This is a genomic window from Aminobacter sp. P4_D5 (genome assembly GCF_056401815.1).
In genome coordinates this window covers 1-13,546 of sequence record NZ_JBFUIP010000158.1, presented here as the reverse complement: position 1 = coordinate 13,546, position 13,546 = coordinate 1, and the positions used below count along the sequence as shown (strand labels likewise).

Genomic DNA, 13,546 nt, shown 5'->3' with positions numbered 1-13,546 from the left:
GACGCTTGCTGGCCTGAAGAATTTTGTGCGCGGCCTGATCCTTGACCGCAAGGCCGAACGCACCGCACTCGGTCAGGCGATCACCGAAGTCGACATTCGTACCCGCAACAAGGACCTGCTGGCCGGCCAGCTTTCCGGCGGCAACCAGCAGAAGCTGTTCATCGCCAAGATGATGATACTGAAGCCCGACATCGTCATCATCGACGAGCCGACGCGCGGCATCGACATCGGCACCAAGGAGCAGATCTACAAGTTCGTCGCCGACCTCGCACAGCAGGGTAAGTCGGTGATCGTCGTCTCTTCCGAAATGCCCGAACTGATCGGCGTCTCTGACCGCATCGTTGTGATGCGCGAGGGCGTGATCGCCGGTGAGGTGAGCGGCGAATATATGAACGAGCGAGAAATCGTCGTGCTTGCGACGGGCGTGAAAACTTCTGAGGCGGCCTGAGATATGACTGAAACGACGACTACCGCCAACCCGCAAAAGCGCAGCTTCTGGCAAGATATCGACCTGCGTGCGGTGGCGCCCTTCGTCGCGCTGGGGCTGCTACTGGTGCTGGGCTCGTTTGCCCATGACAATTTCCTGACGGCCAACAATCTGTTGAACGTCATGACGCGATCGGCATATATCGCAATCATCGCGATTGGCGCGACCTTCGTCAYCACCGCCGGTGGGCTTGATCTCTCTGTCGGCGCGATGACCGCCTTTGTCGCCTCTCTCGCCATCATGTTCATGAATGCGGGCGGTGTCACCGATCCGTTGATGATGGTTCTGGCGGCTATGGCGCTGATGCTGGCAATCGGCATGGCCTGTGGGCTGACCAACGGACTGGTAATAACCTTGGGCAAGATCGAACCCTTCATCGCCACGCTCGGCATGATGGGAATTTATCGCGGCCTCACCACCTGGCTTTCGCAAGGCGGCGCAATCACGCTGCGCGATCCTGACGTGCAGGCGGTCTATCGTCCCGTTTACTTCGGCAATCTTTTCGGCATTCCTTACCCTGTGCTAGCAATCTTCATCACGGCGGCGATCGCAGCATTCATCCTTTATCGCACCTCATTTGGCCGCCATGTGATCGCCGTCGGTTCCAATGAAGACGTCGCGCGCTATTCGGGCATCTCGGTCGCGCGCGTGCGCACCATGACCTATGTGATCCAGGGGCTATGCGTGGCGGGAGCTTGCCTGATCTATATTCCGCGCCTTTCTTCCACCACGGCCACGACAGGCACGATGTGGGAACTGAATGCAATCACGGCCGTCGTGGTCGGTGGCACCGCTTTGCGCGGCGGCGTCGGGCGCGTCTGGGGAACAGTGGCTGGCGCCTTCATTCTGGAAATCATCGGCAACATTATGCTCCTGACAACCTATGTCAGTGAGTACCTGCTCGGCGCGATCCAGGGAGCAATCGTCATTATCGCCATGTTGGTGCAGCGTTCGCTGATGCGAAAATCGTGAAGGAAAATCGGGACTGCGGGTCGCCCGGTCGGTTCAAGACAGACCTGTAACTTTGGGAGAGAGATGAATGCGTAAAATTCTACTGGGACTGGCAGCCGTTGCGCTCGCTGCGACCATGGGCACAGCCCTGGCGCAAGATAAGAAGACCATTGGCGTCTCGATACCGGCCGCCGACCATGGCTGGACCGCCGGCGTGGTGTACCACGCCGAACGAGTCGCCAAAAAGCTGATGGAGGAATATCCGAACCTGAACGTTGTGGTGAAAACTTCGCCCGATCCGTCGTCGCAGGCCAACGCCGTGCAGGACCTCGAAACGCAGGGTATCGACGCGCTCGTTATCCTCCCAACGGATCCCGATCCGCTGGTTAGCGCGATCAAGGAAGTCAAGGCTAAAGGCAAGTTCGTCGCCCTCGTCGACCGGGCGCCCTCCACCAATGACGACTCGGTCCGCGACCTCTACGTCGCCGGCAACAACCCGGCGCTCGGCGAAGTCGCCGGCAAGTACATTGCCGCCACCACACCGAACGCTGAAGTCGTTATCGTGCGCGGCCTGCCGATCCCGATCGACCAGCAGCGCCAGGATGGTTTTGACAAGGGCATCGCCGGCTCGGGCGTCAAAATTCTTGACCGGCAGTTCGGCAACTGGAACCGCGACGACGCCTTCAAGGTCATGCAGGACTACTTGACCAAGTATCCGAAGATCGACGTGGTCTGGGCGCAAGACGACGATATGGTCGTCGGCATTCTCGAAGCTATCGAACAGGCCAAGCGCACAGACATCCAGTATGTCGTCGGCGGCGCCGGCTCGAAGGACATGGTCAAGAAAGTCATGGACGGCGACAAGATGGTCCCGGTCGACGTTCTCTATCCGCCGGCAATGGTTGGCACCGCGATGGAACTGACGGCAGCACAGCTTTTCGACCAGGTTCCGGTTCACGGCACGTACATCCTGGATGCCACGCTCGTGACCAAGGACAACGCCGCCAACTACTACTTCCCAGATTCTCCATTCTAACTTAACGTGTCAGGATATGACTTGTGCGACGGGGAGGCTCAGCCTCCCCGTTTGCTTTTACCCATTGATCTTGGTCTAGGGCTGGGGTTTCACCATTGAATTGAGTTCCCCCCCCCCAGGCGAGCCGCATCGACACGGTGGCCCCGCGCGCGAGTTGGCCGAGCGTTCGGACAAAGGGTCACAACCTCACGTCACTCGATCAGGGCTTGGAGGGCTTCACAATTCAGCTTTTGGCCGCCGGCTTCTCAAGCAACACAGCTTCGTTGCATGATGATGTGGATAGTGGTGGAAGGGATCCTGCCGCTTTGGACGAGAGCAAGGATACGCGGGTGCGGAGAAGACGTGGCGGCGGCAAGCCGACGATTGCGGATGTCGCGCAACGAGCAGGTGTTGGAGCGATTACGGTTTCGCGCGCCCTGAGAGAGCCTGACCGAGTGTCCGAAGACCTTCGCAACCAAATTGCTGCGGCGATCGATGAACTTGGGTATGTTCCCGATCGCAACGCCCGCGCACTCGCCTCGGCGCGGGACGACATTGTCGCTGTTTTGGTGCCGTCGCTGACAAACAATGTCTTCGCCGAGGTCGTGCGCGGTCTTTATGACGGTCTGGGCGATAGCCATCTGCAGCTTCACCTCGGCAACACCCACTATTCGGGCATTGAAGAAGAACGCTTGCTTCGCGTTTTCCTGAGCCAACGCCCATCGGCCCTCGTCGTCTCCGGTATCGACCAGACACCGGCAGCCCGGGCTATGCTGCAAAAGGCAGGCTGTCCCGTTGTTCAGATCATGGAAACCGGAACCGACCCGATCGACATGATGATCGGCTTCTCGCATTTCGAAGGCGGGCGAGCCGTCACCCGTCACCTTGTCGAGATGGGATACCGGAGGATCGGTTTCATTGGTGCGCGCATGGATCCCCGGTCGCAGCGGCGCATGGCCGGTTATCGCGCCGTGGTTGAAGAGGTGGGCATCTACGACCCGCGCCTGGTGACGACAACGCCGACACCATCCAGCGTCTCGCTCGGACGCGAGTTGTTGCGTCATGCACTTGCCAAGGCGCCGGACCTTGACGCGGTATTCTGCAACAATGACGACCTGGCCTTGGGCGCGTTGTTCGAATGCAACCGCTCTGCCCTGGCAGTGCCTGGCAGGATTGGAATAGCGGGCTTCAATGATCTCGACATGATGGAAGTGGCCTTTCCGTCGCTGACAAGCGTGCGTACCTATCGCTACGAGATCGGCAGGCGCGCGGTTGCCATGGTCCGCGCGGCAATCGCGGGAACGCCTCAGCTTGAACCTGTCGTTGATGTCGGATTCGAATTGAAAATCCGGGAAAGCACCAGCCGCAGGTAACCTCCAGAATTGACGGCATCTGGAAGCGGGTCACCTTTACATTCGGGTATGGTAGCGCTACCATCGACTATTGCGCCAAAAGCCGGGAGGAAATGGCCTTGGTGTGCAATACGGAGGATGTTGTCCCGATATTCACCTGCCGCAGGTCGATGCTGCGAAGGAGAAATCGTGCCGCCAATCTGGCCGCATGTGGATCGATCCTCAGTATCATGAAACGAAATGGGAGGATTGACATGTTGAAGTCGCTTGCGGCTGGCATGATCGCGGCCAGCGCGTTTCTTATGATGGGATCGACGGCGATTGCCGACCCTGAGGTGGTGTCCGGTCCGGCGGCCGACGCGAAATGTTTCGCGCCATGGAATGCAGATACAAAGTTCTACAAATATCCAGCCAAGACGGGGCCGTATCGGATAGCGCTCGCCAATGGCTATATCGCCAACACATGGCGCATCCAGATGATCCAGTCGGCCAAGGCCTACGCGGCACAACCAGAGGTCGCCGCCAAACTCAAGGAGTTCAAGGTCGTGTCGACTGGGGAAGACGTACCAGCGCAGATCTCGGCCGTGGATAACTTCATTGATTCCGGTTACGACGCCATCATCGTCAACGCCCAGAACGCGGCTGCGCTCATTCCGGCTCTGAAGAGGGCAAAGGCGGCTGGCGTTGTGGTGGTTGCCTTCGACGGCACGGTCGACGATTCCGAAGACCTCATCAACGTCAATGTCGACCAGAAGGGTCTTGGCATCCTCTGGGCCAACTGGCTGGTCAAGCACCTACCCGAAGGCGGCAAGATCCTCGAGGTGCGTGGCGTCGCCGGCCATCCTGTCGACGGAGCCCGCCACGAGGGCATTCAGGAGACGTTCGCTGCAACCGGCAAGAAGTGGGATGTCGTTGAGGTTGTCGGCAAGTGGGACGACGCAGTCGCGCAGAAGGTGACGGCGGATGCCATCGTCGCCAGCGGACCGTTCGACGGCATTACCGGCCAGGGTGGCGATACCGGCATTGTCCAGGCAATGATAGACACCAAACATGCATTTGTGCCGTTTGGCGGCGAGACTGAGAACGGCTTTCGCAAGTTCTGCGCAAAGTTCAGCGGCGAGGGGCTGAAGTGCTCGTCGGCAGGTTCTGGTCCGGCCCAGGTGGCGGTCGCCATCAAGACCGCGCTTACCGCCCTGGAAGGCAATGTGGTTCCCCAGTCGATCAAATTGCCACTGGCCATCGTCGAGGATCCCAACCTCAAGGAGGGGCAGGACTTCTATCCCGACCAGTCGGACAACTTCTTTGTCGGCAATTCTTTCCCGACTTGCGGCATCGACATTTCCGCTATCGAGATACTCGGCCAGTCCAAGGAAAACCAGTAGAACTGGAACTGCCTCACTTCTCTGCCGCGGGCAAGACCCGCGGCAGCCTTGCGCCGTCAATTCGCAACAGGAGGTTTGGTTGGACAGCACTCCGCTCTTCCAGCTGGAGCAGGTTTCCAAGCGCTATGGCGGTGTCCAGGCACTGGACAAAGCCGACCTAACCGTCGAGGCAGGACGTATCCACGCCATCCTCGGAGAAAACGGCGCCGGCAAATCGACCCTCATCAAGATCATGGCCGGCGTCGTGATGCCTGACGAGGGAAGGATGCTGATGAATGGCGAGGAGATGTCGTTTGCGTCGCCTGCGGCCGCAGGCGGGCAGGGCGTAGCCTGTATCTTCCAGGAACTTTCGCTCATTCCCGATCTTAGCGTCGCCGACAACATCGTGATAACCAATCCGCCGAAACGTTTCGGTCTGATCGATCGCCGAAAACAACGCCTGATCGCCATGGATGCGCTGGCAAGGGCGGGCGCAAAAGACATCCACCCGGCTGCATTGGTTGGAGACCTGCCACTGTCGCGGCGCCAGTTGGTGGAAATAGCCAAGGCGCTCGCGCGCAACCCGAAAATTCTCATCCTGGATGAGGCAACGTCCGCGCTGACGGCCGCGGATGTGGAAAAGGTGTTTGCGGTACTGCGGCGCTTGCGCAACGAAGGAATGGCGCTGCTGTTCATATCGCACCGTATGAACGAGATCACGGAGCTTGCGGACACTTGCACCGTTTTCAGGAACGGGCGCAACGTCGCGACATATGAGGCCGGGACAAAGTCGGAGAACGAAGTCGTCGAGATGATGATCGGGCGACACTACAGTCATGTCTTCCCGCACAAGCCGCCTGCCGTTCCGATTGACTTGCGTCCAGTGCTGGAGTGTCGCAACTTGTCCTGGGACAACCGCCTGAAAAACATCTCTCTGGCTGTGCGGCCCGGTGAAATCGTTGGGCTGGGCGGCTTGGACGGACAGGGGCAGCGGGAACTTCTGTTGGCCATTTTCGGCGTCTTGCGCGGCGTTGCCGGCGACATCCTCGTCGAAGGCCGGCGCGTAGCCATCAACAGCCCTTCGGCCGCGAAGGCCCAGTCTGTGGGAATGGCGCTGATCCCCGAGGATCGCAAGACCGAGGGCCTGATGCTGCCGATGTCGGTGCGGGACAACCTTTCCTTCGCGGCACTCGACATGCTCTCCGCATACGGGATCATAAACAAGCAAGCCGAGCATGAAGCCAATGATGACATGCTGAAAATGCTTGCCGTCAAAACTGACGGGCTCGATGGCCCGGTTAGCGCGCTCTCAGGCGGCAACCAGCAGAAAGTCGTTATCGCCAAGTGGCTCATGCGCAAGCCCGGCATCATTCTGCTCAACGATCCGACACGCGGCATCGATGTGGGGACTAAGCAGGAGATCTATCAACTCCTGCGTCGTCTAGCCGACCAGGGCGCGGCGATCCTTTATTATTCGACCGATTATGACGAGCTGATCGGCTGCTGCGATCGGGTCCTTGTCTTCTACGACGGCGCCATCAAGCAAGAATTCGCAGGCGCCGAGCTCAACGAGCATGCGCTGGTTGCCAGCGCGCTCAATGTTGATCACGAGATGAGACATGCTCGGATCGGGGGGATCCCATCATGAGGGATTGGCGTTACTGGTTTGCGGAACAGAAGGGAACGCTGATCGCACTCGGCATCTTCCTGTTCATGTTTGCGATCTACATAGCYAACCACCCTGCAGGGCTCACACCCAACGTTGCGCAGACGGCATCGAACAAGGCCACACTTCTGGCGCTGGTCGCCATGGCTCAGGCCTTGGTCGTGATCACTGCTGGAATAGACCTTTCTATCGGATCGATCTTCGTATTGACCAATTGCCTGGCGTCCTGGCTTGTGCAGGGAACGCCCCTGGAAACAGCCCTGGGCATAGTGTTGGTGCTGTCAGTCGGTCTGCTTTGCGGAACCCTAAATGGCCTGATCGTCCTGTTTGGAAGGTTGCAACCGATCGTCGCCACCATCGGAACCGGCGCGATCTATTTCGGCATTGCCTTGATGTTGCGCCCCTTGCCTGGAGGATCGGTAAACGAAACACTCGCTGATGCGATGACCGGCAAGTTGCTGGGCGTTGTGCCAACGAGCCTGGTGTTTCTTTTGGCGATCGTGCTTCTGGTCTGGGTGCCGTTCAGCCGTTCCGTTACCGGGCGCGCTGCCTATGCCGCCGGATCGTCCGAGCAGAGCGCCTATATGTCAGGTGTTCCAATCCGTCGTGGCAAACTTGCTGCCTATGCCCTTTCGGGCCTGCTTGCCGGCACGGGGGGCTTGTTCTTGACCTTTTTTACCTATTCAGGCGAGGCTTCGACGGCAAGTGCTAGCACTTACACGCTTTTTTCGATTGCAGCAGTCGTGCTCGGCGGCGTCTCGCTCTATGGCGGTAAGGGCAGCATCATCGGCGTGATCTTTGGCGCGTTTGCTTTCCGGACCATCGGCGACCTCATGTTTGTTTTTGATATGGACGCTCTATGGCAACCCCTGTTTCAGGGAGTGATCTTGCTGGCTGCTATCAGCTTTGGCTCGATCGGACTTCTGAGGGTACGCAATCGGCTGGAGTGGTTTCGATGAGCGAAGCTTTGCCAATGCGTACGCCAAGCAGGATGCCGAAATTCCTCCGCCGTGCCGATCCGGCAATCGTGACCGCCTTTGCCTGTATCCTGGCGCTGATCGTTATCGGGAGCCTCTATTCACCGAGCTTCCTTTCAAGCGAGTATCTGCTGCAGCAGTTGAAGGTCGCGTCCTTCCTTGGCGTGATTGCCACTGGCATGATGCTTGTCATTCTTCTCGGGCAGATAGATCTCTCCGTACCCTGGGTCGTGGCAGGTGGCGCGATGATGGCCTGTGCCGCAACGGCCTACGGGCCCGTGGCGACCGCCCTTGCAATTCCGTTCGGCATTTTTTGCGGGATGGCGTTCGGAACGCTCAACGGCTTTGGCGTCGCATATCTGCGCATCCCCTCGATGATCGTGACGCTCGCCACCAATGCCGTCGCCCAAGGGCTGATGGTGGTCTACACGGGCGGTTTTGCACCACGGGATTCAGCAACCAACGCGATGCGCTACATCGCAACCGGCGCGCTGGTCCCGGGAATACCAAACGCTGTCGTCATCTGGGCCCTGGTCGGGGCAGGCATGGTGTTCATGTTGACGAAGACGGGCTTTGGACGTGCTGTCTACGGGATCGGCAACCGTGAGCGCGCGGCCTACTTGTCGGGCATAAACACCAGACGTGTGGTGTTGATCGCCTTTGCAATTTCGGGCGGGTTAAGCGCTCTCGGTGGCGTCCTGCTGGCGGGCTATGCCTCCAAGGCAGCGCAGGCCATGGGCGACGCATATCTGTTGCCCGCAATCGCCGCCGTGGTGCTGGGTGGTACCTCGATACTGGGTGGAAAGGGATCGTACCTCGGGACAGTGGCGGGCGTTATCCTGATCACCCTGCTGCAGTCCATCCTCTCGGTCATTCAAATGCCAGAAGCCGGCCGGCAGATCATCTATGGGGTCGTCATCATCTCCATGCTGCTGCTTTACGGTCGGGCCCCATCAAAAGGGTGAGCACTTGACCAAATCCGGCATAAAGACACATGGTGTCATGCGGCCGCTGGTCGTCATGGGCGTAAGCGGCTGCGGCAAGTCGGTGGTCGGATTGGCGATCGCCGAGGCACTCCATGCCAGCTTCGTCGAAGGCGACATGCTGCACCCTGCGAAAAACATCACGCGCATGGCAAACGGCCAGCCACTGAAGGATGCCGATCGGAAGGGATGGCTCGATTTGATCGGTCGTGAGATCGCCTCGCGTGTTGTGGAGGGAAAGCATGTCGTTGCCGCGTGTTCGGCGCTCAAGCGCCGCTATCGCGATCAGCTCCGAAACCACAACCCAACCTTGCGTTTCGTTTATCTCATGCTCGATCCCGCTACGGCTCGTCGTCGCGTCTTGGAACGCACCGGCCATTTTATGCCCGAGAGCCTCGTTGACAGTCAATTCGCTGATCTTGAGCCTCCGGACTTCGATGAAGCAGCCCTTGTCCTTGATGCGCTGTTGCCTGTCGATGTGCTGGCTAGGGCAGCCACAGACTTCGTGAATGGTGGCCGGCAGCCATAACGAGCACCGGCCGTTGCAGGCTAGAACATGTTTGGGAGCAGATATGTCGGATGCTGCATTTGAAATCCTCGACCTGCGTTTTGCCCCGCTGGTCAATCTCCACTCGCGGGTAGAAAAACTGTTCACCGGCTGTCTCTGGGCCGAGGGCCCGGCATGGTTTGCCGCCGGACGTTACCTTGTCTGGTCAGACATTCCCAACGACCGGATGTTGCGTTTCGACGAAACGGACGGGCGGGTCAGTACATTTCGCCAGCCATCGGGGAATTCCAATGGCAATACCGTCGACCGCCAGGGCAGACTTGTAACCTGCGAGCATGGCGGCAGGCGTGTGACTCGTACTGAGTTCGACGGATCGGTCACCGTCATCGCCAATGCCTGGCGCGGCAAGCGCCTTAACTCACCCAATGACGTGGTAGTACGGTCTGACGACTCGATATGGTTTTCCGATCCGACATACGGCATCGATTCCGACTACGAAGGCAACAAGGCCGAAAGCGAGATCGGCTCATCCCAGGTTTATCGGGTGGATCCGGGTTCTGGCGAGGTCGAGGCGGTCGTCGCTGACATGGTGAAGCCGAATGGGCTCGCCTTCTCGATCGATGAAAGCAGGCTTTACGTGGTCGACACCGGCCGCACGCACGGCAGTCAGTATCCTGCACATATGCGCGTGTTCGACGTCAGCGCAAAAGGAGGTGTGACCGGAGGGCGTGTCTTCGCTGAATGTACCGCCGGACTGTTCGATGGATTCCGGCTCGACACAGCCGGTCGCATATGGGTTGCGGCCCATGACGGCATCCATTGCTATGACCCCGACGGGACCCTGGTCGGCAAGATCAAGGTTCCCGAACCGACGGCCAATTGTGTCTTTGGCGGAGCAAAACTCAACTGTCTTTATATTGCTGGCACGACGTCCCTCTACCGCGTTCGGCTCATGGTGAATGGACATCCGACCTACTAGYCTGTGGAGTTGAGCTTCCTGAACGCGAACGCCGACTTGAGCTTGGCTTCGATTGTGACTTCGGCGACGCGCGCGGCTTCCATCGTATCGACACCACGGAAGCGGATATGAAGGGTTGGGACGAGGTCTCCACCTTCGCAAGCGCACTAGTGGCGCTTGGTGATATATCGACTTTGATCACTGCGGTAACGGCTACCGGCCCGGGTCAGATTACCGGCCTTGAATGGCAGCAGATCCTTGTCGCCGCCGCAGGCAATGACGCCGATACTTGCCGAATTCACGGATGATGCGAACTGGCCAGCGTAGACCTCACGCACTCATCGCCCAGATGACCGCGCTGGAAGCGCTGAAGACCGCAGCAAGAAGAAACCAATCCATTGACCCCTCCCGGCTCGTTGGATTTACCTTATGTACCCCCTGGACCGCCAATTTGGCACCTTTCAGCAAGCTCGTCGCTTCAACAACGGTGTCATCACATGACGGTTCTTGAACTGGGTTTCTGGCACATCCGCTTCAGCGCCCACAAATAGGCAAGCGCATCGTGACGCGTTTCATTGTGGCCGTCTCCGATCTCCTCGATGACCTCGGCTATGGCGCCAAGGGTTTTGTTCAGCACTTCGATGCATGTGGCCAGTTCCTTGCTGGCAGGGGTTCGAGCGGTTGCGCGCAAAATAAGCCGCCTTATGTGCGTAACCGGAAACGGGTGCCCCGCTTCCTCGATTAGCTTGGCGATCGCCTCGAACTCATCACCGCGTTGCAGCGTCATTGCCCCTCGCATGCCGGGGCGGAACTCTAAAACCCAAGCTGCGAGAGAATAGCGCTCGCCGTGCCAAATGCTACGGCGACAACAAACCAGTCGGCCCAGTTCATTTGGTTCCTTGCTAGAGGCCAACCAACCACAATATAGCACTGGCCACGGCGACTAGAGCTACAATGAAAACAGTGTCTTCGATGGTCATTGGCTTGCCGCGGACAGGGTGGCTTTCTCCATAGGCCAGTGTCCGCGCCTCCTTGGCGCGCAGAACTCCATAGGACGCGCCCCGGTTCCATTCTGAGCGCCCGCACTCCTCCAAAAACGAGAAAATGACAACGTTCTGAGCCTACACGAGGCGTGCCATGGAGGCCGCTCGCTATCATCGGGCCACTCTCAGATCCCAAATATTAGGGTGTAGGCGACCAATGCGACACCTACGCAGGCCGCCACAACTCCTATGATGAAGGCGTCTTCATAGGTCATTTCCGTTTTGCGGCGGCCTCCACTTACGCCGAACGTCCGCGCCTCCTTGGCGGGCCAGCGCCGCTGCAGCTTGGTATGCCATCACAGGTCGGCCTCCACCATAACCATTGTTGGCCAAGACCTAGGAAGGAGCATCGGTGTCTCGGAAAATAAGTTTGCTCCAGCAGTTGCCTACGATATCAAGAACATGTGCGACCGGACAATCGACAGTATGGTTGCATGGCTCACAGGCCGTCCGCCACCTTGAGTATCCGTAGCATCAAATGAAGACCAAACAAGATAAAGCGATCCTGTTACTTCTTGTCGCTGTTGTCGGGCTCGCATTTTTCAGTTGGGGCGTTGGTATTTGGCAAACGCATCAACTATGGAGAATCTGCGATATCGACCTGACAGAGTTTGAAATACAAGCCCTGGTTTTGGACCCTACATTCGGGAGGGGGCTAGCCGCACGATACCCCAAAGAATTTGAGAATAGGAACGCCAGCGACGGCGTTTGGCAGATTCGTTACCCCGACTACAAACTGGCATTTGAAGCAGACAGTGAATACGACATGGTCAAATACAAAGTGAGAGTGACATTTGGCGCCGCTGCTTACTGGACCACGATCTCCACGTGCAGAGGCATCGTCAGGTCGGGGAGCGGTGATAGTTTCGGGTAATTATTGTATTGATGACGCTGCCTGACTGCGGCATGTACCTGACCAATCAAGAGCCCCGTCACCATCCTATGAGTGGCGGGGTTTTTTCTCTTCACAGTTGCCAGCGTCCAACGGTACTGGGATAGGCAGGACATTGACACGCCCCCGCTACGGCGGGGCTTTTAGTACTTTCGCGCCTAGTTGTTGCAAATGGCATCCAACATCATCGACTTCAGCTTGTCGCGGGCCTGAATCTGCAAAGTGTTTGGCCGCTCCATCGCAGAAGTTCATCAATGGACAGCCGCTTGTAAGGTGGACGCCCTGTGCCGACATAGACATGCCGTCTGTCCATATTAGAGACCAGCTTCCAGCTTGTCGTGTCATCTCCGGCCAGGATGCACGTAATAGGCTTCATGCGCAGTACTCCCTTGAAAAGGGAGGAATGCCAAAGCCCTAGGGGCTCCACTATCGCAAGATTTGACTATTGACGCTCCTTCCCGCCGAAGGTGGGGAACGCCGTTTTAGGGCTTCCGACAGCCGACGAGTCCCATCACCATTGCGGGGCCAAGACCCGGAAGGGGCACCCGTGCAGGGCTAGGCCAGTCGTGGGCAAGAAGGGGTGCAAGTTCCATGGGGGAATGTCGAGCAGCCCTAAATCGGTCGAGGGCAAGGCGCCCATTGCAGAGTCCCAACGGGCACGCTGGCAGGCTAGCCGGGGGACCGACAAAGACCCCATGAGCCTCGCCCCGGGGTAGATTGACCAGACATCGGTGGCCGTTGAACAAACAGGGGGTCCCGAAATGCCGCCAGCGTGAACCAATGTGACGGTTGTGAGGGCAGCTATCCATGCAAGAATTATCCTAGTCATGTAAGCCTCCTTTGTTACTTCGCAGGGATACGAAGTGTCGGTTTTCAACCTGGCCTCTAACCCTGTGGACGATAGATTGCCATGTAGGCGTGATGACAGCGTTTGACGGGCGTGAAAGGCTGATGCTCGGTCTGCAACTGCTAGGCGTTAGCAAACCAAATGCTCGCGAAGCTAAAATAATGGCCCGACATTCACACAGCGACTCACCAGCGGGCGTTTGTCGTCCATGCGGTATCCGCACTCCAAAACCGCGAACGCCTCTCAGCGTGCGGATATGGCCGAAACGACGGTTGGCGATTGGTTGGGGGCGATGCGGGAGACTTGCAGGAGAGATCAGAAGCACCGCGATAAGGCCAATTGCGCCGGCCAGGGCGACAACGTGAATGGTTTTCATCATTGCGCCTAAAGGTACCGGGTCCGCGATTTCAACAAACCGGGCTGTCTGGCGATGCTGAAAACGGCGGTAGAGCGGCGGCTATCAAGCCGCCGCGCCTCATGGCGCGTGCCCGTCCATCCCCCCAAAG

The 13,546-nt window shown here is 58.4% G+C and carries 14 protein-coding genes; 12 read left to right on the top strand and 2 right to left on the bottom strand.

Going from position 1 to position 13,546, the window contains the following annotated elements; all coding sequences use genetic code 11:
- From AC1DWF_RS25055 to AC1DWF_RS25010, 10 genes are all read left to right on the top strand, one after another.
- Positions 1-448 (top strand): ATP-binding cassette domain-containing protein (locus AC1DWF_RS25055; RefSeq protein WP_476842165.1); only part of this gene is annotated, 448 nt, incomplete at its 5' end.
- Positions 449-451: 3 nt separating this feature from the next.
- Positions 452-1,459, top strand: a complete 1,008-nt coding sequence (locus AC1DWF_RS25050) for an ABC transporter permease (RefSeq protein WP_476842164.1) — start codon at positions 452-454, stop codon at positions 1,457-1,459.
- Between the two features lie 67 nt (positions 1,460-1,526).
- The gene (locus AC1DWF_RS25045; RefSeq protein WP_476783834.1) at positions 1,527-2,474 is read left to right on the top strand and encodes a substrate-binding domain-containing protein; all 948 of its coding nucleotides are present in this window, start codon (positions 1,527-1,529) and stop codon (positions 2,472-2,474) included.
- A 329-nt stretch (positions 2,475-2,803) separates the two neighbouring features.
- Positions 2,804-3,826 carry an HTH-type transcriptional regulator GntR gene (gene gntR, locus AC1DWF_RS25040; RefSeq protein ID WP_476783839.1) on the top strand — a complete coding sequence of 341 codons (1,023 nt, stop codon included), beginning with the start codon at positions 2,804-2,806 and terminating at the stop codon, positions 3,824-3,826.
- A gap of 233 nt (positions 3,827-4,059) precedes the next feature.
- Positions 4,060-5,187, top strand: a complete 1,128-nt coding sequence (locus tag AC1DWF_RS25035; protein ID WP_476788567.1) for a sugar ABC transporter substrate-binding protein — start codon at positions 4,060-4,062, stop codon at positions 5,185-5,187.
- Between the two features lie 79 nt (positions 5,188-5,266).
- A complete protein-coding gene (locus AC1DWF_RS25030) occupies positions 5,267-6,814 on the top strand; it encodes a sugar ABC transporter ATP-binding protein (protein ID WP_476783832.1) in 1,548 nt (515 codons plus the stop codon).
- Positions 6,811-7,791: an ABC transporter permease gene (locus tag AC1DWF_RS25025; protein ID WP_476788568.1), complete on the top strand. Its 981-nt coding sequence runs from the start codon at positions 6,811-6,813 to the stop codon at positions 7,789-7,791. The genes AC1DWF_RS25030 and AC1DWF_RS25025 overlap by 4 nt, the downstream gene beginning before the upstream one ends.
- A complete protein-coding gene (locus AC1DWF_RS25020) occupies positions 7,788-8,774 on the top strand; it encodes an ABC transporter permease (protein ID WP_476785191.1) in 987 nt (328 codons plus the stop codon). The genes AC1DWF_RS25025 and AC1DWF_RS25020 overlap by 4 nt, the downstream gene beginning before the upstream one ends.
- A gap of 37 nt (positions 8,775-8,811) precedes the next feature.
- Positions 8,812-9,321, top strand: coding sequence for a gluconokinase (locus AC1DWF_RS25015; RefSeq protein WP_476842166.1), 510 nt, complete (start codon positions 8,812-8,814; stop codon positions 9,319-9,321).
- A gap of 43 nt (positions 9,322-9,364) precedes the next feature.
- The gene (locus AC1DWF_RS25010) at positions 9,365-10,279 is read left to right on the top strand and encodes an SMP-30/gluconolactonase/LRE family protein (RefSeq protein WP_476788569.1); all 915 of its coding nucleotides are present in this window, start codon (positions 9,365-9,367) and stop codon (positions 10,277-10,279) included.
- Positions 10,280-10,425: 146 nt separating this feature from the next.
- On the opposite strand, the gene AC1DWF_RS25005 is transcribed toward AC1DWF_RS25010, so the two are convergent.
- Entirely contained in the window at positions 10,426-10,596 is a 171-nt protein-coding gene (locus AC1DWF_RS25005) for a hypothetical protein (RefSeq protein WP_476842163.1), read from the bottom strand.
- Between the two features lie 155 nt (positions 10,597-10,751).
- Complete coding sequence (locus tag AC1DWF_RS25000) at positions 10,752-11,045, bottom strand: hypothetical protein (protein WP_476785190.1); 294 nt, start codon at positions 11,043-11,045, stop codon at positions 10,752-10,754.
- Positions 11,046-11,779: 734 nt separating this feature from the next.
- On the opposite strand from AC1DWF_RS25000, the gene AC1DWF_RS24995 reads away from it, so the two are divergent.
- Together AC1DWF_RS24995 and AC1DWF_RS24990 are read left to right on the top strand one after the other, a co-directional pair.
- Positions 11,780-12,175: a hypothetical protein gene (locus AC1DWF_RS24995; protein ID WP_476785189.1), complete on the top strand. Its 396-nt coding sequence runs from the start codon at positions 11,780-11,782 to the stop codon at positions 12,173-12,175.
- 485 nt (positions 12,176-12,660) lie between these two features.
- Positions 12,661-12,909 carry an HGGxSTG domain-containing protein gene (locus tag AC1DWF_RS24990; protein ID WP_476785188.1) on the top strand — a complete coding sequence of 83 codons (249 nt, stop codon included), beginning with the start codon at positions 12,661-12,663 and terminating at the stop codon, positions 12,907-12,909.
- Positions 12,910-13,546 lie beyond the last annotated feature (637 nt).

Bases quoted from the DNA above. Each gene is read 5' to 3' on its own strand.
- AC1DWF_RS25045 (WP_476783834.1), top strand. From the start codon at position 1,527: ATGCGTAAAATTCTACTGGGACTGGCAGCCGTTGCGCTCGCTGCGACC.
- AC1DWF_RS25035 (WP_476788567.1), top strand. From the start codon at position 4,060: ATGTTGAAGTCGCTTGCGGCTGGCATGATCGCGGCCAGCGCGTTTCTT.
- AC1DWF_RS25020 (WP_476785191.1), top strand. From the start codon at position 7,788: ATGAGCGAAGCTTTGCCAATGCGTACGCCAAGCAGGATGCCGAAATTC.
- AC1DWF_RS25015 (WP_476842166.1), top strand. From the start codon at position 8,812: ATGCGGCCGCTGGTCGTCATGGGCGTAAGCGGCTGCGGCAAGTCGGTG.
- AC1DWF_RS25010 (WP_476788569.1), top strand. From the start codon at position 9,365: ATGTCGGATGCTGCATTTGAAATCCTCGACCTGCGTTTTGCCCCGCTG.
- AC1DWF_RS25000 (WP_476785190.1), bottom strand. From the start codon at position 11,045: ATGACGCTGCAACGCGGTGATGAGTTCGAGGCGATCGCCAAGCTAATC.
- AC1DWF_RS24995 (WP_476785189.1), top strand. From the start codon at position 11,780: ATGAAGACCAAACAAGATAAAGCGATCCTGTTACTTCTTGTCGCTGTT.